The sequence below is a fragment of the Clostridium bornimense genome (assembly GCF_000577895.1).
Classification (GTDB): domain Bacteria; phylum Bacillota; class Clostridia; order Clostridiales; family Clostridiaceae; genus Clostridium_AN; species Clostridium_AN bornimense.
In genome coordinates this window covers 2,649,952-2,675,280 of sequence record NZ_HG917868.1, presented here as the reverse complement: position 1 = coordinate 2,675,280, position 25,329 = coordinate 2,649,952, and the positions used below count along the sequence as shown (strand labels likewise).

Annotated in this window: 34 protein-coding genes; all 34 read left to right on the top strand. The window is 34.3% G+C overall.

Annotated elements, in window-relative coordinates:
- Window positions 1–226 precede the first annotated feature (226 nt).
- The 34 genes from rpoB (at window position 227) to rpmJ (ending at window position 25,304) form a co-directional block, all read left to right on the top strand.
- Complete coding sequence (rpoB, locus tag CM240_RS12160) at window positions 227–3,964, top strand: DNA-directed RNA polymerase subunit beta (protein WP_044039396.1); 3,738 nt, start codon at window positions 227–229, stop codon at window positions 3,962–3,964.
- Between the two features lie 23 nt (window positions 3,965–3,987).
- Window positions 3,988–7,512, top strand: a complete 3,525-nt coding sequence (gene rpoC, locus CM240_RS12155; protein WP_044039395.1) for a DNA-directed RNA polymerase subunit beta' — start codon at window positions 3,988–3,990, stop codon at window positions 7,510–7,512.
- Window positions 7,513–7,584: 72 nt separating this feature from the next.
- Window positions 7,585–7,824, top strand: coding sequence for a ribosomal L7Ae/L30e/S12e/Gadd45 family protein (locus CM240_RS12150; protein ID WP_044039394.1), 240 nt, complete (start codon window positions 7,585–7,587; stop codon window positions 7,822–7,824).
- Between the two features lie 52 nt (window positions 7,825–7,876).
- Complete coding sequence (gene rpsL, locus CM240_RS12145; protein ID WP_044039393.1) at window positions 7,877–8,254, top strand: 30S ribosomal protein S12; 378 nt, start codon at window positions 7,877–7,879, stop codon at window positions 8,252–8,254.
- 151 nt (window positions 8,255–8,405) lie between these two features.
- Window positions 8,406–8,876, top strand: coding sequence for a 30S ribosomal protein S7 (rpsG, locus tag CM240_RS12140; protein ID WP_044039392.1), 471 nt, complete (start codon window positions 8,406–8,408; stop codon window positions 8,874–8,876).
- An 83-nt stretch (window positions 8,877–8,959) separates the two neighbouring features.
- Window positions 8,960–11,029, top strand: coding sequence for an elongation factor G (fusA, locus tag CM240_RS12135; protein WP_044039391.1), 2,070 nt, complete (start codon window positions 8,960–8,962; stop codon window positions 11,027–11,029).
- A 54-nt stretch (window positions 11,030–11,083) separates the two neighbouring features.
- Window positions 11,084–12,277, top strand: coding sequence for an elongation factor Tu (gene tuf / locus CM240_RS12130; RefSeq protein WP_044039390.1), 1,194 nt, complete (start codon window positions 11,084–11,086; stop codon window positions 12,275–12,277).
- 507 nt (window positions 12,278–12,784) lie between these two features.
- Window positions 12,785–13,093 (top strand): 30S ribosomal protein S10, encoded by a 309-nt coding sequence (rpsJ, locus tag CM240_RS12125; protein ID WP_044039389.1) that lies wholly within the window; start codon window positions 12,785–12,787, stop codon window positions 13,091–13,093.
- Window positions 13,094–13,150: 57 nt separating this feature from the next.
- The gene (gene rplC / locus CM240_RS12120) at window positions 13,151–13,780 is read left to right on the top strand and encodes a 50S ribosomal protein L3 (RefSeq protein WP_044039388.1); all 630 of its coding nucleotides are present in this window, start codon (window positions 13,151–13,153) and stop codon (window positions 13,778–13,780) included.
- Window positions 13,781–13,803: 23 nt separating this feature from the next.
- The gene (gene rplD / locus CM240_RS12115; RefSeq protein WP_044039387.1) at window positions 13,804–14,424 is read left to right on the top strand and encodes a 50S ribosomal protein L4; all 621 of its coding nucleotides are present in this window, start codon (window positions 13,804–13,806) and stop codon (window positions 14,422–14,424) included.
- Window positions 14,424–14,717, top strand: coding sequence for a 50S ribosomal protein L23 (rplW, locus tag CM240_RS12110; RefSeq protein ID WP_044039386.1), 294 nt, complete (start codon window positions 14,424–14,426; stop codon window positions 14,715–14,717). Before rplD ends, rplW begins: the two co-directional genes overlap by 1 nt.
- Before the next feature lie 54 nt (window positions 14,718–14,771).
- A complete protein-coding gene (gene rplB, locus CM240_RS12105; RefSeq protein ID WP_044039385.1) occupies window positions 14,772–15,599 on the top strand; it encodes a 50S ribosomal protein L2 in 828 nt (275 codons plus the stop codon).
- Window positions 15,600–15,665: 66 nt separating this feature from the next.
- Complete coding sequence (gene rpsS / locus CM240_RS12100) at window positions 15,666–15,950, top strand: 30S ribosomal protein S19 (RefSeq protein WP_044039384.1); 285 nt, start codon at window positions 15,666–15,668, stop codon at window positions 15,948–15,950.
- A 24-nt stretch (window positions 15,951–15,974) separates the two neighbouring features.
- On the top strand, window positions 15,975–16,310 hold the full coding sequence (rplV, locus tag CM240_RS12095) for a 50S ribosomal protein L22 (RefSeq protein ID WP_044039383.1): 336 nt from the start codon (window positions 15,975–15,977) through the stop codon (window positions 16,308–16,310).
- A gap of 16 nt (window positions 16,311–16,326) precedes the next feature.
- On the top strand, window positions 16,327–16,995 hold the full coding sequence (rpsC, locus tag CM240_RS12090; RefSeq protein WP_044039382.1) for a 30S ribosomal protein S3: 669 nt from the start codon (window positions 16,327–16,329) through the stop codon (window positions 16,993–16,995).
- A gap of 17 nt (window positions 16,996–17,012) precedes the next feature.
- On the top strand, window positions 17,013–17,447 hold the full coding sequence (rplP, locus tag CM240_RS12085) for a 50S ribosomal protein L16 (protein ID WP_044039381.1): 435 nt from the start codon (window positions 17,013–17,015) through the stop codon (window positions 17,445–17,447).
- Window positions 17,447–17,659, top strand: coding sequence for a 50S ribosomal protein L29 (rpmC, locus tag CM240_RS12080; protein WP_044039380.1), 213 nt, complete (start codon window positions 17,447–17,449; stop codon window positions 17,657–17,659). The genes rplP and rpmC overlap by 1 nt, the downstream gene beginning before the upstream one ends.
- A gap of 28 nt (window positions 17,660–17,687) precedes the next feature.
- Window positions 17,688–17,942: a 30S ribosomal protein S17 gene (gene rpsQ / locus CM240_RS12075; RefSeq protein ID WP_044039379.1), complete on the top strand. Its 255-nt coding sequence runs from the start codon at window positions 17,688–17,690 to the stop codon at window positions 17,940–17,942.
- A 29-nt stretch (window positions 17,943–17,971) separates the two neighbouring features.
- Window positions 17,972–18,340 carry a 50S ribosomal protein L14 gene (gene rplN, locus CM240_RS12070; protein WP_044039378.1) on the top strand — a complete coding sequence of 123 codons (369 nt, stop codon included), beginning with the start codon at window positions 17,972–17,974 and terminating at the stop codon, window positions 18,338–18,340.
- A gap of 18 nt (window positions 18,341–18,358) precedes the next feature.
- Window positions 18,359–18,676 (top strand): 50S ribosomal protein L24, encoded by a 318-nt coding sequence (gene rplX, locus CM240_RS12065; RefSeq protein WP_044039377.1) that lies wholly within the window; start codon window positions 18,359–18,361, stop codon window positions 18,674–18,676.
- A 21-nt stretch (window positions 18,677–18,697) separates the two neighbouring features.
- Window positions 18,698–19,240 (top strand): 50S ribosomal protein L5, encoded by a 543-nt coding sequence (rplE, locus tag CM240_RS12060; protein WP_044039376.1) that lies wholly within the window; start codon window positions 18,698–18,700, stop codon window positions 19,238–19,240.
- A 14-nt stretch (window positions 19,241–19,254) separates the two neighbouring features.
- Entirely contained in the window at window positions 19,255–19,440 is a 186-nt protein-coding gene (locus tag CM240_RS12055; RefSeq protein WP_044039375.1) for a type Z 30S ribosomal protein S14, read from the top strand.
- Window positions 19,441–19,468: 28 nt separating this feature from the next.
- Window positions 19,469–19,867, top strand: a complete 399-nt coding sequence (gene rpsH, locus CM240_RS12050) for a 30S ribosomal protein S8 (RefSeq protein WP_044039374.1) — start codon at window positions 19,469–19,471, stop codon at window positions 19,865–19,867.
- A 19-nt stretch (window positions 19,868–19,886) separates the two neighbouring features.
- Entirely contained in the window at window positions 19,887–20,426 is a 540-nt protein-coding gene (gene rplF / locus CM240_RS12045; protein ID WP_044039373.1) for a 50S ribosomal protein L6, read from the top strand.
- A gap of 22 nt (window positions 20,427–20,448) precedes the next feature.
- Window positions 20,449–20,811, top strand: a complete 363-nt coding sequence (gene rplR, locus CM240_RS12040; RefSeq protein WP_044039372.1) for a 50S ribosomal protein L18 — start codon at window positions 20,449–20,451, stop codon at window positions 20,809–20,811.
- 20 nt (window positions 20,812–20,831) lie between these two features.
- On the top strand, window positions 20,832–21,329 hold the full coding sequence (gene rpsE / locus CM240_RS12035) for a 30S ribosomal protein S5 (protein ID WP_044039371.1): 498 nt from the start codon (window positions 20,832–20,834) through the stop codon (window positions 21,327–21,329).
- Window positions 21,330–21,341: 12 nt separating this feature from the next.
- On the top strand, window positions 21,342–21,521 hold the full coding sequence (rpmD, locus tag CM240_RS12030) for a 50S ribosomal protein L30 (RefSeq protein WP_044039370.1): 180 nt from the start codon (window positions 21,342–21,344) through the stop codon (window positions 21,519–21,521).
- A gap of 16 nt (window positions 21,522–21,537) precedes the next feature.
- On the top strand, window positions 21,538–21,978 hold the full coding sequence (gene rplO, locus CM240_RS12025) for a 50S ribosomal protein L15 (protein WP_044039369.1): 441 nt from the start codon (window positions 21,538–21,540) through the stop codon (window positions 21,976–21,978).
- A gap of 1 nt (window position 21,979) precedes the next feature.
- A complete protein-coding gene (gene secY, locus CM240_RS12020) occupies window positions 21,980–23,254 on the top strand; it encodes a preprotein translocase subunit SecY (protein WP_044039368.1) in 1,275 nt (424 codons plus the stop codon).
- Between the two features lie 19 nt (window positions 23,255–23,273).
- Complete coding sequence (locus CM240_RS12015; RefSeq protein WP_044039367.1) at window positions 23,274–23,924, top strand: adenylate kinase; 651 nt, start codon at window positions 23,274–23,276, stop codon at window positions 23,922–23,924.
- A complete protein-coding gene (gene map, locus CM240_RS12010; RefSeq protein ID WP_044039366.1) occupies window positions 23,924–24,673 on the top strand; it encodes a type I methionyl aminopeptidase in 750 nt (249 codons plus the stop codon). Before CM240_RS12015 ends, map begins: the two co-directional genes overlap by 1 nt.
- A 13-nt stretch (window positions 24,674–24,686) precedes the next feature.
- Window positions 24,687–24,947, top strand: a complete 261-nt coding sequence (locus CM240_RS12005; protein ID WP_044039365.1) for a KOW domain-containing RNA-binding protein — start codon at window positions 24,687–24,689, stop codon at window positions 24,945–24,947.
- A 7-nt stretch (window positions 24,948–24,954) separates the two neighbouring features.
- Entirely contained in the window at window positions 24,955–25,173 is a 219-nt protein-coding gene (gene infA, locus CM240_RS12000; protein WP_044039364.1) for a translation initiation factor IF-1, read from the top strand.
- Window positions 25,174–25,190: 17 nt separating this feature from the next.
- Window positions 25,191–25,304, top strand: a complete 114-nt coding sequence (gene rpmJ, locus CM240_RS11995; protein ID WP_044039363.1) for a 50S ribosomal protein L36 — start codon at window positions 25,191–25,193, stop codon at window positions 25,302–25,304.
- Window positions 25,305–25,329: the final 25 nt, after the last annotated feature.

Below are 25,329 nucleotides of genomic sequence, written 5' to 3'. Positions count from 1 at the left end.
AGCAATAGCTCTTTTTTCTTTATAAATACGCATTAATTTTTTTTATTGACACTTGACATAAATTGTGATAGTATATTTAATTGCATTGATATATTGTAGAATATTATGCATGAATTAAAATTTAAATTAAAGTAAAGAATACAATAATGAAAATGTATGCGGTCCAATATCACTATTTACCAGAGTGCTTATTGGTTATTTTAGTTTATACAAGGGGTGAAAGCTGATGGTACATCCTGTCCAAGTGGGAAAGAGAACTAGAATGAGTTTCTCTAAATTAAATGAAATAGGTGTAATGCCTAATTTAATCGAAGTACAATTAGATTCATATCAGTGGTTCTTAAAAGAAGGACTTAAAGAAGTTTTTGAAGATGTGAATCCAATTAGTGACTACACAGGAAATCTTGTCCTTGAGTTTGTAGATTACACTTTAGAGATGGAAAATGTTAAGTATTCAGTTGAAGAGTGTAGAGAAAGAGATACAAACTATGCAGCACCGTTAAAGGTAAAAGTAAGATTAAGAAACAATGAAACTGGAGAAGTAAAAGAACAAGAGGTCTTCATGGGAGATTTCCCATTAATGACTGATCAAGGTACATTTATAATTAATGGTGCCGAAAGAGTTATCGTTAGCCAACTTGTTAGATCACCAGGTGTTTATTATTCTTATACAGTAGATAAGACAGGTAAGAAATTATATGCAGCTACTGTTATACCTAATAGGGGTGCATGGCTTGAGTACGAGACTGACTCAAATAACATAATATATGTAAGAATAGATAAAACAAGAAAATTACCAATAACATTACTTGCTAGAGCCATGGGTTATGGATCAGATAGTGAGATAATAGAATTCTTTGGTGAAGAAGAAAGACTTAAAGCTACTATAGAAAAAGATAATACAAAATCTACTGATGAAGCATTACTTGAAATCTATAAAAGATTAAGACCAGGTGAGCCACCAACAGTAGAAAGTGCAGTGTCATTAATAGATTCACTGTTCTTTGATGCTAAAAGATATGATTTATCTAGAGTTGGAAGATACAAGTTTAATAAAAAACTTGCTATAAGCAATAGACTTATAGGCCATACTGCTGCTGAAGATATCGTTAATCCTGAAACTGGCGAGGTGTTAGTTGCTAAGGGTGCTAAGATAGAAAGAGAAGTGGCGCTAGAAATTCAAAACTGTGGTATTAATATTGTTAATGTATTAGTAGAAGATAAAGTATTAAAAGTAATAGGTAATCATTTTGTTGATATAAAGAGTTTTGTATCATTCGATATTGAAGATTTAAACATAAGAGAATTAGTTTATTATCCAGTGCTAAAAGAAATTTTAGATACTTATGATGATGAGAATGATATAAAAGATGCAATAAAGAAAAACATAACAAAACTTATTCCTAAGCATATAATTAAAGCTGATATATTTGCTACAATAAGTTATGCTATTGGATTACCATATGGAATAGGTCACGAAGATGATATAGATCATTTAGGAAATAGAAGATTAAGATCTGTTGGAGAATTGCTTCAAAATCAATTTAGAATTGGTTTATCAAGAATGGAAAGAGTAGTTAAAGAAAGAATGACTATTCAAGAACAAGAAGGAATAACTCCACAAGGATTAATAAATACTAGACCAGTTGCAGCAGCTATTAAAGAATTCTTTGGTAGTTCACAATTATCACAATTCATGGATCAAATTAATCCATTATCAGAACTTACTCATAAGAGAAGATTATCTGCATTAGGGCCAGGTGGTTTATCGAGAGAAAGAGCTGGATTCGAAGTAAGAGACGTTCACCATTCACATTATGGTAGAATGTGTCCTATAGAAACACCAGAAGGACCAAACATAGGTCTTATTAACTCATTAGCTACTTATGCTAAGGTCAATGAATATGGATTTATAAAGACTCCATATAGAATAGTAGATAAAAAAGCTGGTAGAGTACTTGATGAAATCAAATACTTCACTGCTGATGAAGAAGCTGGTTTCTTAATAGCTCAAGCATATGAAGAAATTGATGAGAACGGATACTTTATACATGATAAAGTTACTGTAAGAGATGAGGATGATGTTCTTATTGTTTCTAAGCATGATGTTGATGTAATGGACGTTTCTTCAAGACAAATGGTTTCAGTTGCTACGGCGATGATTCCTTTCCTTGAAAATGATGACGCATCAAGAGCACTGATGGGAGCAAACATGCAACGTCAGGCAGTTCCATTATTAAAACCACAAGCACCTATAGTTGGTACAGGTATAGAATTCAAAGCTGCTGTTGACTCAGGTATACTACCTAAGACAAAGTATGATGGAGAAGTTATATACGTAAGTGCTGATACTGTTAAAGTTAGAAGAGATGAAGATGGTAGAGTTGATACTTATAAGCTATCTAAATTTAAGAGATCTAACCAAGGTACTTGTATAAATCAAAGACCTATAGTTGAAAAAGGTGAAAAGGTAAAAGCTGGCGATGTTTTATCTGATGGACCATCTACTGATTTAGGTGAAATTGCATTAGGTAAGAATATAAGAATAGGATTTATAACTTGGGAAGGTTATAACTACGAGGATGCTATGCTTATATCTGAACAATTAGTAAGAGATGATGTATTTACATCAATTCATATTGAAGAGTATGAATGTGAAGCTAGAGATACAAAATTAGGACCAGAAGAGATTACAAGAGATATACCTAATGTAGGAGATGATGCATTAAGAGATATCGATGAAAAAGGAATCATCAGAATTGGTGCTGAAGTAAGATCTGGAGATATATTAGTTGGTAAGGTTACTCCTAAGGGAGAAACGGAATTAACAGCTGAAGAAAGACTTTTAAGAGCTATCTTTGGTGAAAAAGCAAGAGAAGTAAGAGATACATCTCTTAGAGTTCCTCATGGAGAAACAGGAATAATAGTAGATGTTAAAGTATTTACTAGAGAAAATGGTGATGAACTTTCACCAGGTGTTAACCAATTAGTAAGATGTTATATTGCTCAAAAGAGAAAAATATCAGTTGGGGATAAGATGGCAGGACGTCATGGTAATAAAGGGGTTATCTCAAGAGTATTACCAGAAGAAGATATGCCGTTCTTACCAGATGGTAGACCAGTACAAATCTGCTTAAATCCACTAGGAGTTCCATCTCGTATGAATATCGGTCAGGTGCTAGAAGTTCATTTAGGATGGGCAGCAGCAAATTTAGGATGGCACATAGCTACTCCAGTATTTGATGGAGCTACTGAAGAAGAAATAGAAGATTGCTTAGAACAAGCAGGATATGATAGAGATGGTAAAACTGTTCTTTATGATGGAAGAACTGGTGAAGCCTTCGATAACAAGGTAACAGTTGGTTACATGTATATATTAAAGCTTGCTCACTTAGTTGATGATAAGATCCATGCTAGAAGTACAGGTCCATATTCTCTAGTTACTCAACAACCATTAGGAGGTAAAGCTCAGTTTGGTGGTCAAAGATTTGGAGAAATGGAAGTTTGGGCTCTTGAAGCATATGGAGCAGCACATACATTACAAGAAATACTAACAGTTAAGTCAGATGACGTTGTTGGTAGAGTTAAAACTTACGAAGCTATCGTTAAGGGTGAAAATATACCAGAACCAGGACTTCCTGAATCATTCAAGGTTCTTATTAAAGAATTACAAGCGTTGTGCTTAGATGTAAGAGTGTTATCTTCAGATCATGAAGAAATACTGTTAAAAGAATCTGTTGAGGAAGAAATGGAAGATGTTGAAGTTAATCTTGAGGTTACAGAGGTTTTACCTACTCAACCAATGGAAGAAACTATAAGCGTTGATAATGAACAAGAAGAAGAATTCTATGACGATGAAGAGGTTCCAGAAAACTTAGATGAAGAACCAGAAGGATTAGAAGAAATTTCTTTAGAAGATTTTAATGACAATTTTGAGTTAGATGACTTTAATGATGAACACTAATAGATTGAAGGGAGGACGTACCCTTGGAATTAAATAATTTTGATATGTTACAAATAAGACTTTCTTCACCAGAAAAAATAAGAGAATGGTCTAGAGGTGAAGTTAAAAAGCCTGAAACAATTAATTACAGAACATTAAAACCTGAAAAAGATGGTTTATTCTGTGAAAGAATATTTGGACCAATAAAAGACTGGGAATGTCACTGTGGAAAATATAAGAGAGTTAGATACAAAGGTATAGTTTGTGACCGTTGTGGTGTTGAAGTTACAAAATCTAAAGTCAGAAGAGAGAGAATGGGGCATATAGAACTTGCTGCCCCAGTATCTCACATATGGTACTTTAAGGGTATACCATCAAGAATGGGATTAATTCTTGATATGTCACCAAGAGCTTTAGAAAAGGTACTTTATTTTGCAAATTATATTGTATTAGACCCTAAAGAAACTCCACTACTAAAGAAACAATTATTAACTGAAAAAGAATATAGAGAAGCAGTTGATAAATATGGAGATAACTTTGTAGCTGGAATGGGTGCAGAATCTATAAAGATTCTTCTTGCTGAAATGGATCTAGACAGAACTGTGGAAGAATTAAAAGAAGAGCTTAAGAGTGCTGCAGGACAAAAGAAAATCAGAATAATAAGAAGACTAGAAGTTGTTGAATCATTTAGAGCATCAAATAATAGGCCAGAATGGATGATAACAGAAGTAATTCCTGTTATTCCACCAGATTTAAGACCAATGGTTCAATTAGATGGTGGTAGATTTGCTACTTCAGATTTAAATGACTTATATAGAAGAGTTATAAATAGAAATAACAGATTAAAGAAGCTTTTAGATTTAGGAGCTCCTGATATAATTGTTAGAAATGAAAAAAGAATGTTACAAGAAGCTGTAGATGCTCTTATAGATAATGGTAGAAGGGGTAGACCAGTTACAGGTCCAGGAAATAGACCACTTAAATCATTATCAGATATGCTTAAAGGTAAGCAAGGTAGATTTAGACAAAACCTACTTGGTAAAAGGGTTGACTACTCTGGTAGATCAGTTATCGTTGTAGGACCAGAACTTCAAATGTACCAATGTGGGCTTCCAAAAGAAATGGCATTAGAATTATTTAAGCCTTTTGTAATGAAGAAACTTGTTGAAAGTGGAGTTGCACACAATATTAAGAGTGCAAAGAGAATGGTAGAAAGAGTTCAAGCACAAGTATGGGATGTACTTGAAGAAGTAATTCAAGATCATCCAGTGTTACTTAACCGTGCTCCTACTCTTCATAGATTAGGAATTCAAGCGTTCCAACCAATACTTGTAGAAGGTAGAGCTATAAAACTTCATCCACTTGCATGTACAGCATATAATGCCGACTTCGATGGTGACCAAATGGCGGTTCACGTACCGTTATCTGTTGAAGCACAAGCAGAAGCAAGATTCTTAATGTTAGCAGCACATAACATAATGAAACCATCTGATGGTAAACCAGTATGTGTTCCTACACAGGATATGATTCTTGGATCATACTACTTAACATTAGAAAAAGAAGGATCAAAAGGTGAAGGAAAGGTATTTTCTTCTAAAGAAGAAGCTTTAATGGCTTATGAATTAGGAGAAATAGCTATTAATGCAAAAATTAAAGTTAGAATGTATAAAGAAATAAATGGAGAGCTTAGACATGGAATAATTGATACAACTGTTGGGAAAATTATATTTAACGAATCTATTCCACAAGATTTAGGTTTAGTAGATAGAAGTATCCCAGGAAATGAATTTAAGCTTGAAGTTGATTTCTTAGTAGCTAAAAAGAATTTAGGTAAACTTATTGATAAATGTTATCAAAAGTATGGTCCTACTGAGACATCTATAATGCTTGATAAAATAAAGGCAAAAGGATATCATTATTCAACAATTGGAGCTATAACTGTTGCTACATCTGATATGATAGTACCAGAGAGTAAAAAAGCACTACTAGAAGATGCTGAATCAACTGTTGAAAAGATAGAAAAGATGTATAGAAGAGGATTCATTTCTGATGATGAAAGATATGAAAAAGTTATAGAAAAATGGAATGAGACTACTGAAAATATAGCTGATGCTCTAATGGATAGTTTGGATCAATTTAATCCAATATTCATGATGGCTGACTCTGGAGCCAGAGGTTCTAAGTCTCAGATCAAACAGCTTGCTGGTATGAGAGGACTTATGGCTAATCCATCTGGTAAGATCATAGAGCAACCAATCAAAGCATGTTTTAGAGAAGGACTTAATGTATTAGAGTACTTTATATCTACACATGGAGCTAGAAAAGGTAATGCTGATACAGCATTAAAGACTGCTGACTCAGGATACTTAACTAGAAGACTTGTTGACGTATCACAAGACGTTATAGTAAGAAGTCATGATTGTGGAACTACAGAAGGATATGAAGTTTACGCAATAAAAGAAGGTAATGAAATAATAGAACCATTAAGTGAAAGATTAACAGGTAGATATTGTGCTGAAGACATAATTAATCCTGAAACAGGAGAAGTTATGGCAGAAAGAAATACTTATATAGAACATGATATGGCTGAAAAAATAGAAGCTGCAGGTGTTGAAAAAGTAAAAATAAGATCAGTATTTACATGTGATTCTAAATATGGAGTATGCTCAAAATGTTACGGTATGGATATGGCAACTGGTACAGAGGTTAACATTGGAGAAGCAGTTGGTATAGTAGCAGCTCAATCTATCGGTGAACCTGGTACACAGCTTACAATGAGAACATTCCATACAGGAGGAGTTGCATCAGGAGCAGATATTACTCAAGGTCTTCCTAGAGTAGAAGAGTTATTCGAAGCAAGAAAGCCTAAGGGTCTTGCTATTGTATCAGAAGTTGCCGGAACAGTTAAAATAGAAGAAACTAAAAAGAAGAGAGTTGTAATTGTTATTACAGCTGAGGGTGAAGAAGTAAGCTATGATATCCCATTTGGATCATCTTTAAAAGTATCTAATGGAGATCTTATAGAAGCTGGTGATGAAATCACTCAAGGTTCAGTAAACCCACATGATATTATAAGAATTAAAGGTGTTAAAGCCGTTAAGAATTATCTATTATCAGAAGTTCAAAAAGTTTATAGACTTCAAGGGGTTGATATTAACGATAAGCATCTAGAAGTTGTTGTAAAACAAATGACTAGAAAAGTTAAGGTTGATGAATCAGGAGATACTAACTTATTACCAGGAACAATGATTGATATTTACGATTTTGAAGAAGTAAATAATAAAGTAATAGCTGAAGGTGGAGAACCTGCAAAAGGTAATGAAACATTATTAGGTATTACAAAAGCATCACTTGCAACAGATTCATTCTTATCAGCAGCATCATTCCAAGAAACTACAAGAGTTCTTACAGATGCAGCTATAAAAGGAAAGATAGATCCACTTATAGGATTAAAAGAAAATGTAATTATAGGTAAGTTGATTCCTGCAGGTACTGGTATGAAGAGATATAAGTCAATAAAGATAAAAACTAAAAATCCAGATGATATGGATATAGTTGAAAGTATATAAATCAGTTCTGTTGACAGCTTAACATTAAAATGATAAAATACATTACGTGTGTTAAGTGATGGAGGGTTTAAAATGGTGGAAAGAATTAAAGATAAAAAAGTAGTTGGAATAAAACAATCTACTAAGGTTCTTAAAACCGAAAAATGCAAAACTCTATATATTGCAAAAGATGCAAATTTAGCACTTTTGAGAGACGTAGAGAATTTAGCAAAAGATAACTCCGTTGAAATAGTGTATATAGACACTATGAGAGAATTAGGGAAACTATGTGGGATTGATGTGAAAGCATCAGTAGCAGTTACTCTAATATAAAAAGCTATCTAGTATATTAATATATAGGATAAATTAAAGAGGAGGTGTAAAGATGCCAACTATTTCTCAATTAGTAAGAAAAGGTAGAAAAACTGTAGCAGCTAAATCAACTGCACCAGCTTTAAAATCATGTCCACAAAAAAGAGGGGTATGTACTGTTGTTAAGACTACAACTCCAAAGAAGCCAAACTCAGCGTTAAGAAAAATTGCCAGAGTTAGACTTACAAATGGATATGAAGTTACAGCTTATATCGGTGGGGTAGGACACAACTTACAAGAGCACAGTGTTGTTCTTATAAGAGGTGGAAGAGTAAAAGACTTACCAGGGGTAAGATACCACATCGTTAGAGGAGCACTTGACTGTGCAGGAGTAGCTAACAGAATGCAAGCAAGATCAAAGTATGGTGCTAAGAGACCTAAGAAAAAATAATAATTCTTAGTTAGTGCGATGTTTTCGATATTTTATATGATATACAACTCCATATGGAGATTATATAAATTTTCCGATTACAAAGCATTTTGCGGCAATAAAATTGTCGAGTACCGATGAGTTAAATTATCATATTAAGGAGGGAAGAAAAGTGCCAAGAAAAGGACATATAGCAAAAAGAGATGTATTACCAGATCCAATGTACAACTCAAAAGTTGTTACTAAGTTAATCAATGGTATTATGAGAGATGGTAAGAAGGGTGTAGCTCAAAAAATGTGTTATGATGCATTTGCTATTATAGCTGAAAAGACAGGCAAAGATGCATTAGAAGTATTTGAAGATGCTATGAACAACGTTATGCCATTATTAGAAGTAAAGGCAAGAAGAATAGGTGGTTCTAACTACCAAGTACCAATCGAAGTAAGACCTGAAAGAAGACAGACATTAGGAATCAGATGGATACTTGCAGCCGTTGAAAAAAGAGGCGAAAAGTATGGAAGAGAAAGATTAGCTAATGAACTTATAGATGCTGCAAACAACACAGGAGCTGCTGTTAAGAAGAGAGAAGATACTCATAAAATGGCTGAAGCTAATAAGGCGTTTGCTCATTACAGATATTAATTTTTATAAAAAAATAGAAACTGTTTTGGTCTTTTGACCAAAACAGTTTTATACAATTTAATAATCCGAGAGGAGGAAATAAAGTGGCTAGAAAATATCCTTTAGAAAAATTCCGTAACTTTGGAATAATGGCTCACATTGATGCTGGTAAAACAACAACAACTGAGCGTATATTATTCTACACAGGAAAAACTCACAAAATAGGTGAAGTTCACGATGGTGGAGCAACTATGGACTGGATGGTTCAAGAACAAGAAAGAGGTATAACAATTACTTCTGCTGCAACAACATGTGAATGGAACGGTCATGAGTTAAATATCATTGATACACCAGGACACGTAGACTTTACTGTTGAGGTTGAAAGATCACTTAGAGTATTAGATGGAGCTGTAACAGTTCTTGATGCTAAGAGTGGGGTTGAACCACAAACTGAAACTGTTTGGAGACAGGCAGATAAATATATGGTTCCAAGAATCATATACGTAAATAAGATGGATGCAACTGGTGCTGATTTCTTTAACTGTGTTAATACAGTAAGAGATAGATTAAGAGCAAATGCAGTGCCAATACATATTCCAGTTGGTCAAGAAGATCAATTTAAGGGTATGGTAGATTTAATAGAAGATGAAGCTATTATCTTCAATAATGACTTAGGTACAGATATCACTCATGGTGAAGTACCAGCTGAGTTAAAGGATCAAGCTGAAGAATATAGAGCTTCTATGATCGAATCAATTGCAGAAACTGATGAAGAGCTAATGATGAAATATTTAGATGGTGAAGAAATCACTAAAGAAGAATTAAAAGCTGCTTTAAGAAAGGCTGTAATTAAGAATGAAATAGTTCCAGTATTATGTGGATCTTCATATAAAAACAAAGGTGTTCAACAAATGATAGATGCAGTTGTTGATTACTTACCATCACCACTTGATATACCACCAGTTAAAGGTGTAAATGAAGATGGTGAAGAAGATGAAAGAAAAGCATCAGACAGTGAACCAATGTCAGCTTTAGCATTCAAGATTGCTACTGACCCATTCGTTGGAAAACTTGCATTTACAAGAGTTTACTCAGGAGTAATGAAAGCAGGTTCATATGTTCTTAACTCAACTAAAGGGAAGAAAGAAAGAATCGGAAGACTTGTTAAGATGCATGCTAATTCAAGACAAGAAGTTGAAGAATTAGAAGCAGCTGAATTAGGAGCAATTGTTGGATTAAAGAATACTACAACTGGAGATACATTATGTGATGAGAATGCGCCAATCATTCTTGAATCAATGGAATTCCCAGAACCAGTTATCAACGTTGCTATCGAACCTAAGAGTAAAGCAGCTCAAGAAAAGATGGGATTAGTGTTAGCAAAACTTGCTGAAGAAGATCCAACTTTCAAAACTTGGACTGATCAAGAAACAGGTCAAACAATTATCGCTGGTATGGGTGAGTTACACTTAGATATCATCGTTGATAGATTAACAAGAGAATTTAAAGTTGAATGTAACGTAGGTGCTCCACAAGTTGCATACAAAGAAACTATCAAGAAAGCTGTTAAAGCTGAAGGTAAATATATTAAACAATCAGGTGGTAAAGGTCAATACGGTCACTGCTGGATTGAAATGGAACCAACTGAAGGAGAATACAGCTTTGAAAATGCTATCGTTGGAGGAGCTATTCCAAGAGAATACATTCCAGCTGTAGATAATGGTATTCAAGAAGCTGCTAATAGCGGTATAGTTGCTGGATATCCAGTTATAAACTTCAAGGTTAAATGTTTCGATGGATCATACCACGATGTTGACTCATCTGAAATGGCGTTCAAAATTGCAGGATCAATGGCATTCAAAAATGCTATGCAAAAAGCAGACGCAGTATTACTTGAGCCAATGATGAGAGTTGAAATAACAGTTCCTGAAGAATATATGGGAGATGTTATGGGAGACGTTAACTCAAGAAGAGGTAGAATTGAAGGTATGGAAGCAAGAGCAGGTGCTCAAGTAGTTAGAGCTTTCGTTCCACTTTCAGAAATGTTTGGTTATGCAACTGCATTAAGATCAAGAACTCAAGGTAGAGGAGTTTACTCTATGGAATTTGATCACTATGAAGAAGCACCAAAGAGCATTCAAGAAAAGATTGCTGGAGAAAGAAACAAAAAATAATTTTTAAATTTTAATATATTATATAATGTAAAGATTAGTTAGGAGGAATTAACAATGGCAAAGGCAAAGTTTGAAAGAAGTAAGCCACACGTAAATATTGGAACAATCGGTCACGTAGACCACGGTAAGACAACATTAACAGTTGCAATCACAACTGTATTATCACTTGCAGGTGGAGCAGAAGCATTCAAATATGACGAAATAGATAAAGCACCAGAAGAAAAAGAAAGAGGAATCACAATCAACACAGCACACGTTGAATATGAAACTCCAAACAGACACTACGCACACGTAGACTGTCCAGGACACGCTGACTATGTAAAGAACATGATTACAGGAGCAGCACAAATGGATGGAGCTATCTTAGTTGTATCAGCAGCAGATGGTCCAATGCCACAAACAAGAGAACACATCCTATTAGCATCAAGAGTAGGTGTACAATACATCGTAGTATTCTTAAACAAAGCTGATATGGTAGACGATCCAGAATTACTAGAATTAGTAGAAATGGAAGTTAGAGAATTATTAAATGAATACGGATTCCCAGGAGATGATACTCCAGTAATCACAGGATCAGCATTACAAGCATTAGAAAACCCAACAGATGCTGAAAAATCAAAATGCATCCATGAATTAATGGCAGCAGTAGATGAATATATCCCAACTCCAGAAAGAGAAACAGACAAAGCATTCTTAATGCCAGTAGAAGATGTATTCACAATCACAGGAAGAGGAACAGTTGCAACAGGAAGAGTTGAAACTGGAGTACTTCATGTAGGAGACGAAGTAGAAATCGTTGGTATGCAAGAAGAAATCAGAAAGACAACAGTAACAGGAATCGAAATGTTCAGAAAGTTACTAGATGAAGCACAAGCAGGAGATAACATCGGAGCATTATTAAGAGGTATCCAAAGAACTGACATCGAAAGAGGTCAAGTATTAGCAAAAGTTGGATCAGTAACTCCACACAAGAAATTCGTAGGTCAAGTATACGTATTAAAGAAAGAAGAAGGAGGAAGACACACTCCATTCTTCGATGGATATAGACCACAATTCTACTTCAGAACAACAGACGTAACAGGATCAATCAAGTTACCAGAAGGAGTAGAAATGGTAATGCCAGGAGACCACATTGATATGAACGTTGAGTTAATCACTCCAGTAGCTATGGATGAAAACTTAAGATTCGCTATCAGAGAAGGTGGAAGAACTGTAGGTTCAGGAGTTGTTACTTCTATCGTTGAATAATTAAAATAAAGAATATAAAAAATTAAATGTCCAAAAGCCAAAAATTAGCCAAATAGAAAGAGGGGGAATATTTCCTCCTCTTTTTATTATGAAAAAAATGAAATTATAAATTTTGATTTTTAATATATAATAGTAGAAATCAAAATTAGAAACTAGATTAATATAAATTTTAATTTCCATATATTACGCTATTGAAAAAAATTTATTTATAGAATATAATTCATTTCAGGCGCAATAGAAGTGGGAAAAATAAAAAAATAAAAACTCTTGTCAAACATAAAAATTTAATATATAATGTAAGAGTTGTTATTGAGTTGTTTATATGCGATGAAGCAAGAGGTAGCCGGACTTTAGGGAATTCTTGTGGAGTATGCCACATCAAGAATGTGGCGGCGGAGTTATTTTATGCCCACGTGTGTTGAAGAATGCGATACACCAGGGAGGGTTTACATAACATCCGTGTTGTGCGTATAAAGTCAAGCGTGCGATGAAAAGGAGGGAAAGAATATGGCAAAACAAAAAATAAGAATTAGATTAAAAGCATTTGATCACAATTTACTTGATGCTGCAGCTGAGAAAATAGTTGAAACAGCTAAAGCAACAGGGGCTAAGGTAGCTGGTCCAGTACCACTTCCAACAGAAAAAGATGTGATTACAATCTTAAGAGCTGTACACAAGTACAAAGATTCTAGAGAACAGTTCGAAATAAGAACTCATAAGAGACTAATTGATATATTAAGTCCATCATCAAAAACAGTTGATGCATTAATGAGATTAGACTTGCCAGCAGGTATTAATATTGAAATAAAAGCTTAATTACCCGCTATTATGATCGTGTTACGATCCGCTAATTAGTTCAGGAGGTGTAGAGTAATGAAAAAAGCTATACTAGGTAAAAAACTTGGTATGACTCAAATCTTTGATGAGAACAGAAAGCTTGTTCCAGTAACAGTTATAGAAGCTGGTCCATGTTTCGTATCTCAAAAGAAGACAGTAGAAAAAGATGGTTATGATGCAATCCAAGTTGCATTTGGTGACATCAGAGAAAGTTTAGTAAACAAACCTAAAAAAGGTCATTTTACTAAAGCTGGAATTCCAGTAAAGAGATTCGTAAAAGAATTTAGATTAGAAGATACTTCAGCTTATGAAGTTGGAAGTGAAATAAAGGCAGAAGTTTTTGCTGCTGGAGATAAGATTGATGTAACAGGAATTTCAAAAGGTAAGGGATTCCAAGGTGTTATTAAGAGACATAACTTCAGTAGAGGACCTATGTCACATGGTTCTAAGTTCCACAGAGCAGTAGGTTCAATGGGAGCTTCATCAGATCCATCAAGAACATTCAAAAACAAGAAAATGCCAGGTCACATGGGATGCGAAAAAGTAACAATTCAAAATTTAACAGTTGTTAAAGTATACCCAGAAAAGAATATCATCTTAGTTAAAGGTGCTGTTCCAGGACCAAATAAAGGCCTAGTTACTATAAAGAATAGCATAAAGGCTTAATTTGTTAGAAAGGAGGATGCAGAATGCCTACAGTAGGATTATTAAACAAAGCAGGAGAAAAAGTTGGAGATATCCAATTAAATGAAAATGTGTTCGGAGCTGAAGTTAGTGAAGCAGCTGTACATCAAGTAGTAGTAGCTTTATTAGCTAATAAAAGACAAGGAACTCAAAGCGCTAAGACTAGAGCTGAAGTTTCTGGGGGTGGAATCAAACCTTGGAGACAAAAAGGAACAGGAAGAGCGAGACAAGGTTCTATCAGATCTCCACAATGGATTCATGGTGGTATAGTATTCGCACCAAAGCCAAGAGATTACAGAATGGCTATTCCAAAGTCAATGAAGAGAACTGCAATGAGATCAGTATTAACTTCAAAGGTTCAAGAAAATGAAATTTTCGTATTAGAAGATTTATCATTTGAAACACCTAAGACTAAGGAAGCAGTAGCAATGTTTAAAGCACTTAACCTTAAAAAAGCTTTAGTAGTTGTTGCTGAATCAAACGAAAACACTTATAAGTCAATCAGAAACATTCAAGGGGTTGCTGTAGTACCAGTTAACAACATAAATGTTTATGACTTATTAAAATACGAAAATCTTATCATTACTAAGGATGCTGTATCAAAAATTGAGGAGGTGTATGCATAATGAAAATGACTAACTTTGATATAATTAGAAAACCAGTAATAACAGAGAAGAGCATGGCAGATATGCAAGATAAAAAATACACCTTCATAGTTGATGTACACGCAAACAAAGTACAAATAAAGAAAGCTATCGAAGAAGTATTCAACGTTACAGTTGAAGACGTAAAGACTATCAACTGCTTAGGAAAAACTAAGAGAGTTGGAGTACACGTTGGTAAGAGAGCTGACTTTAAGAAGGCTATTGTTAAGTTATCAGAAGAAAGTAACACAATAGAATTCTTCGAAGGAATGTAATAAGAGCAGTTATTGGCAGTTTGCCAGATAAGCGCAAAGAAGGAGGGAAAACACATGGCAGTTAAAAAGTTTAACCCTACCACTCCATCAAGAAGAGGAATGACTATGGATACATTTGAGTTTATCACTACAAATACTCCAGAAAAGTCACTTCTTGTTTCAAAGAGCAAAACAGGTGGTAGAAATAACCAAGGTAAAATAACTGTTAGACACCATGGTGGTGGTGCTAAAAAGAAGTACAGAATAATCGACTTCAAGAGAAATAAAGATAACATACCTGCAAAGGTAGCTACAATAGAATACGATCCAAACAGAAGTGCATATATTGCATTAGTAACATATGCAGATGGAGAAAAGAGATATATCATCGCTCCACATGGATTAAAAGTTGGAGATACAATAGTATCTGGTCCAGAATCTGATATCAAAGTAGGAAACTGCTTACCATTAATAAACATACCTGTAGGTACAGTAATTCACAATGTTGAATTAGCTAAAGGTAAAGGTGCTCAATTAGTAAGAGCTGCAGGTTCTTCAGCACAATTAATGGCTAAAGACAATGGATATGCAACTTTAAGATTACCATCTGGTGAAATGAGATATGTAAGATTAGAATGCAGAGCTACAATTGGTGTTGTTTCTAACTTAACTCATGAAATCATCAATATCGGTAAAGCTGGTAGAAAGAGACACATGGGTTGGAGACCAACTGTAAGAGGTTCTGTTATGAACCCTAACGACCATCCACATGGTGGTGGTGAAGGTAGATCTCCAGTAGGACGTCCAAGTCCAGTTACTCCATGGGGTAAACCAGCTCTTGGATATAAGACTAGAAAGAATAAGAAATATTCAGATAGACTTATCATCAAGAAGAGAAAGTAGTGAGAAGAGAGAAATTATTCTCTTCTCATCCATAATGTCAGTTGTAGATGAAGGGAGGCCAAATTAATGAGTAGATCACTTAAAAAAGGACCTTACGTGAAAGAGTCACTTTTAAATAAGATTGAAGCAATGAACGAAAAGGGAGAAAAGAAAGTTATAAAGACTTGGTCAAGAAGTTCAACTATTTTCCCTCAAATGGTTGGTCACACAATTGCTGTACATGACGGAAGAAAACATGTTCCTGTATATGTAGTTGAAGATATGGTAGGCCACAAGCTAGGTGAATTCGTTCCTACAAGAACGTTTAAGAGTCATATAGATGAAAAGTCATCAGGCGTTAAGAAAAGATAGGCTTAAGAAAGGAGGAAACTCAACATGGAAGCTAAAGCTATAGCTAGATATGTAAGAATGTCACCTATGAAGGTGAACATAGTTCTTGATCTTATAAGAGGTAAGAGCGTTAACGAAGCAATTGTAATATTACAATACACTCCAAAGGATGCTGCACAAGTAGTACTTAAGGTGCTTAAGTCAGCAGTAGCAAATGCGGAACACAATTTAAATTTAAATGCTGACAACTTATATGTTTCAGATGCACACACAGGTCAAGGTCCAACATTAAAGAGATTTAGACCACATGCACAAGGAAGAGCGTTTAGAATATTAAAGAAAACTAGTCATATTACAATAAGTGTAAAAGAAAGAGCATAGTTAGGAGGGAAGCAGAGTGGGACAAAAAGTACATCCACACGGTGTTAGAGTTGGTGTCATTAAAGATTGGAATGCAAAATGGTATGCAGACAATAGAAATTTCGCTGACTACCTAGTAGAGGATAACAAGATAAGAGAATTCGTAAAGAAGAAGTTATACTCAGCAGGTATCTCTAAGATTGAAATCGAAAGAGCATCTAAGAGAGTTAAGTTAAATATCTTCACAGCTAAGCCAGGAGTAATCATTGGAAAAGGCGGTCAAGGTATCGAGGCTTTAAAGAAAGATTTATTAAAATTCGTAAGTGAAAAGAACTTACTTATAAATATAGTAGAAGTTAAAAATACTGAAATAGATGCACAATTAATTTCAGAAAACATAGCTCAACAATTAGAAAAGAGAGTATCTTTTAGAAGAGCAATGAAACAATCTATTTCAAGAGCAATGAAGCACGGAGTTAAAGGAGTTAAGGTTACTTGCTCAGGAAGATTAGCTGGTGCAGAAATTGCTAGAGCTGAAAGCTATAATGAAGGTACTATTCCACTACAAACACTAAGAGCAGATATCGATTATGGTTTTGCTGAAGCAGATACAACATACGGTAAGATCGGTGTTAAGGTATGGGTATATAAAGGAGAAGTTCTTCCAGTAAAGAAGGTTAAAAACGAGGAAGAAGCTAACGCATAAGGAAGGAGGAATTCTAGATGTTAATGCCAAAGAGAGTTAAACATCGTAAGGTTCAACGTGGCAGAATGAAGGGTAAAGCTACTAGAGGTAACTTTATTGCTTACGGAGATTTCGCTATTCAAGCAACTGAATGCGGATGGATAACTAGTAGACAAATAGAAGCTGCGAGAATTGCTATAAATAGATATATAAAAAGAGGAGGAAAGCTTTGGATAAAGGTTTTCCCAGATAAGCCAGTAACTCAAAAACCAGCTGAAACTCGTATGGGTTCAGGTAAAGGTTCACCAGAATACTGGGTATCAGTTGTTAAGCCTGGTAGAGTTCTATTTGAATTATCAGGAGTAAACGAAGAAGTTGCTAGAGAAGCTATGAGACTTGCTATGCATAAGCTTCCAGTAAAAACTAAATTCGTTACAAGAAGAGACTTTGAAGAAATGGGTGGTGATGAATAATGAAGGCTAATAAGTTACAAGAATTAAGATCAGTAGCATCAACTGAATTAGTAGAATCTCTTAATGGCTTAAAGAAGGAATTATTTAACTTAAGATTCCAATTAGCTACAGGGCAATTAGAAAACCCAATGAGAATTAGAGAAGTTAAAAAATCAATAGCCCAAATTAAAACCATCCTAAGAGAAGAAGAATTAAAGGGTGTTCAACAATAAATAAAGAAGCCTGAAGGGAGGTCTCACGATGGAAAGAGGAATGAGAAAAGTTAGAATCGGAAGAGTTGTTTCTGATAAGATGGATAAGACTATAGTAGTAGCTGTTGAAACTAAAGTTCGTCATCCATTATATGGTAAGACTGTAAACAGAACTACTAAGTTCAAAGCTCATGATGAAAATAATGAAGCTCACATTAACGATAGAGTAGAAATCATGGAAACAAGACCATTATCTAAAGATAAGAGATGGAGACTTGTTAATATAGTTGAAAAGGCTAAGTAATTTTTCGATACTGAAAGGAGGTCACTAGCATGATTCAGCAACAAACTAGACTTAAAGTTGCAGATAACTCAGGTGCAAAGGAAATAATGTGCATAAGAGTATTAGGTGGTTCCCACAGAAAATGGGGAAACATTGGTGATATAATAGTTGCTTCAGTTAAAAGCGCAACACCAGGTGGAGTTGTTAAAAAGGGAGATGTAGTAAAAGCTGTAATAGTTAGATCTGTAAAGGGCTTAAGAAGAGCAGACGGATCATACATCAAATTTGACGAGAATGCAGCAGTAATAATTAAAGATGATAAGAACCCAAGAGGTACTCGTATCTTCGGACCAGTTGCTAGAGAGTTAAGAGATAAGGAATTTAACAAAATCTTATCACTAGCACCAGAAGTACTATAATATAAGGAGGTGGCTTCGGTGGCAAAGATTCACGTTAAAAAGAATGATACTGTAATGGTTATATCAGGAAAAGATAAAGGTAAAGTTGCAGAAGTACTTGCTGTTTACCCAAAAAAAGATAAGGTGTTAGTTAAGGATGTTAATGTTGTAACTAAGCATGTTAAGCCAAATAGAGCAAATATGCAAGGTGGAATAATCCGTATGGAAGCACCTATAAATTCTTCAAAAGTTATGTTATACTGCACAGGTTGCAAAAATGTAACAAGAATTTCAAACAAGATTAAAGAAGATGGAATAAAAGTTAGAGTGTGTAAGAAATGTGGAGAAACACTTTAATTTAGGAAGGAGGGCAATTAAATGAGTCCAAGACTAAAAGAAAAGTACGAAAACGAAGTTGTTAAGGCATTAATGGATAAGTTCGGATACAAAAATATCATGGAAGTTCCTAAAATCGAAAAGATTATAATCAACATGGGAGTTGGAGAAGCTAAGGACAATCCAAAATCATTAGAAGGAGCAGTTAATGACTTAACTCTAATTTCTGGTCAAAAGCCAGTATTAACAAGAGCTAAGAAATCAATCGCAAACTTCAAATTAAGAGAAAATGTAGCGATCGGATGTAAAGTTACTTTAAGAAAAGATAAAATGTACCAATTCGCGGATAAGTTAATAAATATTGCTCTACCAAGAGTTAGAGATTTCAGAGGAATATCTTCAAAATCTTTTGATGGTAGAGGAAACTACGCGTTAGGAGTTAAAGAACAATTAATATTCCCAGAAATTGAATATGATAAGATCGATAAGTTAAGAGGTATGGATATAATATTCGTAACTACTGCAAAGACTGACGAGGAAGCTAGAGAGTTATTAAGATTCCTTGGAATGCCATTTGCTCAATAAAAGGAGGGAATATCGTGGCACGTAAAGCAATGATTGAAAAATGGAATAAAGAACCTAAGTTTTCAACAAGAGCATATACAAGATGCAGAATTTGTGGAAGACCACACGCAGTATTAAAGAAATTTGGTATTTGCAGAATTTGTTTTAGAGAACTTGCTTATAAAGGCGAAATTCCAGGTTGTAGAAAAGCAAGCTGGTAATTAAGGTGTATGAAAGGAGGCCGACAAGATGGTTATGACAGATCCAATAGCAGATTTACTAACTCGTATAAGAAATGCTAATGTTGTTAAGCATCAAGTAGTAGAAATCCCTTCTTCAAATATAAAGAAGGCTATTGCTAACATCTTATTACAAGAAGGTTATGTAAAGGAAATTGAAGAATATAATGACGGAATCGTTCCGATGTTAAGAATATCATTAAAATATGGTTCAAATAAAGAAAGAGTTATCACTGGCTTAAAGAGAATATCTAAACCAGGATTAAGAGTTTATGCTAGAAAGGAAGAAATTCCTCAAGTATTAAACGGATTAGGAATAGCTGTTATTTCTACATCAAAAGGTATAGTTACTGATAGAGAAGCTAGAAAATTAGGCGTAGGTGGAGAGGTTCTTTGCTACGTATGGTAATTAAATAGGAGGTGTACGTATGTCAAGAGTTGGTAGGCTGCCAATAACTTTACCAGCAGGCGTTACTGTTACAGTTGATGATGCAAATCTAGTAACTGTAAAAGGAGCTAAAGGTGAATTAAAGCAAGCAATGCACAAAGACATGAAGATAGAAGTTGTTGATAATAGCGTCGTTGTTACAAGACCAAGCGATGTTAAAGAACACAGAGCACTACACGGTTTAACAAGAGCTTTAATAAATAACATGGTAATTGGTGTTAACACTGGATTCCAAAAAACATTAGAGCTTATCGGTGTAGGTTATAGAGCACAATTAAAAGGTAAGGGATTAACATTAAACTTAGGTTACTCTCACCCAGTTGAAATAGAAGCTGTTGAAGGAATTACTTTTGAAACTCCTGATGCTACACATATCATTGTTAAAGGAATTAACAAAGAATTAGTTGGAGCAGTGGCTGCTGATATCAGAAAATGGAGAAAACCAGAGCCATATAAGGGTAAAGGTATTAAATACTCTGACGAAGTTATCAGACGTAAAGAAGGTAAGACTGGTAAGTAATAGTTAGAAGGGAGTGAAGTGCATGTTTAAGAAAGCAGACAGATCTGCAGCAAGAGTAAAACGTCACTTAAGAGTACGTAAGAAAGTTTCTGGTACTACTGAAAGACCAAGATTAGCTGTATTCAGAAGTGAAAAGAATATATACGCTCAAATTATAGATGATGTTAAAGCTGTAACTTTAGTTGCTGCATCATCAAAGGATAAAGATTTCAGCTTAAAAGTTGGAAGCAATAAAGAAGCTGCTAAAGCAGTTGGAGAAGCTATCGCTAAGAAAGCTTTAGAAAAAGGTATTAAGAATGTCGTATTCGACAGAGGTGGATATGTATACCACGGAAGAGTTAAAGAACTAGCAGAAGCAGCAAGAGAAGCTGGCTTAGAATTCTAGTAAAGAAGGAGGGAAATTCAGTGAGAATCGATCCTAGCACATTAGATCTTAAGGAAAAGGTTGTTCACATTAATAGAGTAGCTAAGGTTGTTAAGGGCGGAAGAAATTTCAGATTTAGCGTACTAGTAGTTGTTGGCGATGAAAATGGTCACGTTGGAGTAGGAAATGGTAAATCAATAGAAATACCTGAAGCAATCAGAAAAGGTATCGAAGATGCTAAGAAAAACTTAGTTAAGGTTTCTATTAAAGAAAACACAGTACCACATAGAATAGAAGGAAAGTTTGGTAAAGGTAAAGTACTAATAATGCCTGCTACAGAAGGTACAGGAGTTATTGCTGGGGGTCCAGTAAGAACTGTTCTTGAATTAGCTGGAGTTAAGGACGTTAGAGCTAAATCTTTAGGTTCAAACAACCCTAAAAATATGATTAATGCAACATTAGATGCACTTAGCTCATTAAGAAATGCAGAAGATATTGCAAAATTAAGAGGTAAGACTGTAGAAGAAATATTAGGATAGGAGGTATTAGCAATGGCTAATGTAAAGATTACTCTAGTAAAGAGCACAATCGGTAGAAAAAAAGACCATATAGCTACTGTTAATGCTCTTGGACTAAGAAAAATTGGTCACTCTGTAGTTAAAGAAGAAACTCCTCAAATCAGAGGGATGATAAATAAGGTTAATTACTTATTAAAAGTAGAAGAAGCGTAAAGAGGAGGTGTAAAATATGAAACTTCATACATTAAAGCCTGCTGCAGGCTCAAAGAAAGCACCAAAGAGAGTTGGTAGAGGTACTGGTTCTGGATTAGGAAGAAATGCTGGTAAAGGTGAAAAAGGACAAAACGCTAGATCAGGCGGTGGAGTAAGACCTGGTTTTGAAGGTGGTCAAATGCCTTTATACAGAAGATTACCTAAGAGAGGATTTACTAATATCTTCGCTAAAGAAATCGTAGCTATAAATGTAGATAAATTAAACATCTTTGAAGATGGAACAGAAGTTACTCCTGAATTATTAATTGAAACTGGAGTTATAGGAAAAGTTAAAGATGGAGTTAAGATATTAGGCAATGGAGAATTGACAAAGAAGCTAACTGTTAAAGCTAATAAATTCTCTAAGTCAGCTGAAGAAAAAATCACAGCTGCTGGTGGAAAATTTGAGGTGATTTAATATGTTTAAAACCTTACGTAATGCATGGAATGTTACCGAATTAAGAAAAAGAATTTTATATACATTCTTAATATTAGTAATATATAGATTAGGAAATCATATAATAGTACCATTTGTGGATACATCAGATATAGTAAAGAGCATGTCAGAACAAGGTGGATTATTAAGCTTTGTTGATATGATGAATGGTGGAGCCCTAAGCAAATTATCTGTATTTGCTTTAGGGGTTATGCCATACATTGAAGCATCAATTATAATGCAGCTTTTGACTGTTGCGATACCTAGACTTGAAAGTATATCTAAAGAAGGCGAAGAAGGAAGAAAGAAAATTGGAAAGTATACTAGATACTTATCAATTGTATTTTCTATCATAATGGGAATTGGAACTTATGCGGTAATGACTCATTATGGAGCTTCTGTTGATTCAAATTTTGAAAAAGCTTTAGTGGTATTAACATTAATGGCTGGATCTACTTTTACAATGTGGTTAGGTGATCAAATAACAGCAAAAGGAATAGGAAACGGTATGTCTCTACTAATTGCTTGGAATATACTTTCTAGAATACCAAGTATGATAGGACAAATTGCTGAAATTATTGAGACAGGAAATGCTAGCTTAATAGAAGCAATTGTTTTAGTTGGTGTTTTAGCAATATTACTAGTTGGTGTAATTGCTGCATCATTATCAGAAAGAAGAGTTCCTATTCAGTATGCAACTAAAAGTAATGGAAAAGTATTTAATCAATCTTCCAATATACCATTTGGATTAACATCTTCAGTAGTTATATCAATAATATTTGCGATGTCAGTTGTTCAATTTCCAGCTATAATTGCGCAAATAAATACTAATTGGGGATATTCAAAGTGGGTACTTAATTCACAATGGAGTCCATTTAATACTAATACAGTATGGTATGTTATATTGTTTGTATTAGCAATAATGTTCTTTACATGGTTCTATACACAAATAACTTTTAAGCCAGATGAGATGGCTGAGAATATTCACAAGTCTTCAGGATTTATACCTGGTGTCAGACCAGGGGAACCTACTGAAAAATATTTAACAAGTGTACTGAACAGAGTTTCAGTTATATCTGGTATAATAGCTTCAATAGTATCTATAGTTCCTATAATTATGGAGAAGTTTGGAAACTTTAAAGTTTCTATAACAGGTACAGCATTGCTTATTGTAATTGGAGTATCAGTAGAGATTGTGAAGACACTAGAATCTCAATTAGTAATGCGTAACTATGAAGGTTTCTTAAAGAAAAATTAGGTAGTTGGAGATGAATGTTTTGAATTTAGTACTATTAGGACCTCCAGGAGCAGGTAAAGGTACTCAAGCTAAAAGTATAGCAACTGAGTATAATATCCCGCATATATCAACTGGAGACATATTTAGAAAAAACATAGCTGAGGAAACTCCACTAGGAAAAAAAGCTAAAGAATATATAGATCAAGGTCTTTTAGTGCCAGATCAATTGACAATAGATATAGTTAAAGATAGATTATCAGAAGATGATTGCAAAAAGGGATTCTTATTAGATGGATTTCCTAGAACAGTATTTCAAGCAGAGGCACTTGATAAGATGTTACAAGAAGATGGTAAAAAAATAGATGTAGCATTACTTATAGAAGTACCAAGAGAAGATATATTAAAAAGAATGACAGGAAGAAGAGTTTGTGTAAGCTGTGGAGCAAGTTATCATGTATCATTCAATCCTACAAAAGTAGAAGGTATATGTGATGTTTGCGGAAAAGAAGTCATACAAAGAAAAGACGATAAAGAAGATACAGTTAAGGAAAGACTTAATGTATATGACAAACAAACTCAACCATTAATTAGTTATTATAAAGAATGCGATAAGCTTTCTGAAGTAGATGGAACTCAAGCAATTGATAAAGTGTTTGAAGATATTAAGTCTCTATTAGGAGAAACTAATTAATGATTATCAAAAAAAATGATAATGAAATCCAATTAATGAGACGTGCGGGTAAAATTGTTGGCGATGCTCTTGCAATGTTACAAGAGGAGATAAAACCTGGAATATCTACTGCAGACCTTGATAAACTTGCAGAAGAGTTTATAATAAGCCAGGGTGCTAAGCCATCTTTTAAAGGATATTACAGTTTTCCGGCTACATTATGTACTTCTATTAATGAAGAAGTTATTCATGGAATACCAAGTAGGAATAAAATACTACAAGATGGTGACATAATAAGTATTGATTGTGGTGCTTTTTTTAAAGGATATCATGGTGATGCAGCAAGAACTTTTCCAGTAGGAAAGGTTAGTAATGCAGCAAATGAACTTATTAGAATTACAGAAAAGAGCTTCTTTAAAGGAATAGAAAAAGCTATAGTTGGTAACAGATTGTCAGATATAAGTCATGAAATTCAAACTTATGTTGAAAGTGAAGGGTATTCTGTAGTAAGAGACTTCGTAGGACATGGAATTGGAAAAAAGCTTCATGAGGAGCCAAATGTTCCGAATTTTGGGAAACCAGGAAGAGGTCCTAAGCTAACTCATGGAATGACTTTGGCAATTGAACCGATGGTGAATATCGGATCCTTCTATACTAAGACTCTTAGAGATAATTGGACAGTAGTAACAGCAGATGGGTCTTTAAGTGCTCATTATGAAAATACTGTAGTAATTCTTGAAACAGGAGTTGAGATCCTTACATTAAGTTAATAGAGGTGAAATAGTGGAAGGTGGAAATCTAATTAATAGAATAGTAATTGGTAAAGCAGGTAGAGATAGTGGAAAATATTTTTTAATTATTGGAGTTATCGATGATGAATATGTATTGATATGTAATGGCAAGAATAGGAGTATCGATAAACCTAAGAAGAAAAAGATAAAACACTTAAACTTTACAAATATCTATACTAAGGATATAGAACCATATACAAATGCTAAGATAGATGCATTTATAAAGTCTGTAGACATAGATAAGGAGGTTTGATTACCTTATGTCAAAGCAAGATGTTATCGAAATGCAAGGTGTTGTTGTTGAGGCATTACCTAATGCACATTTCGAAGTACAACTAGAAAGTGGGCAAATAATTTTAGCTCATATTTCAGGAAAATTAAGAATGAATTTTATAAGAATACTACCAGGTGATAAGGTTACTGTGGAGCTTTCACCATATGACCTTACTCGTGGAAGAATAACTTGGAGAGCCAAGTAGATTAAGGAGGGTTGACTATGAAAGTAAGACCATCAGTTAAACCTATATGCGAGAAGTGCAAAGTTATTAGAAGAAAAGGTAGAATAATGGTTATCTGCGAAAATCCTAAGCATAAACAAAAGCAAGGATAATTATTAATTGTGGTTATAGAGCTTT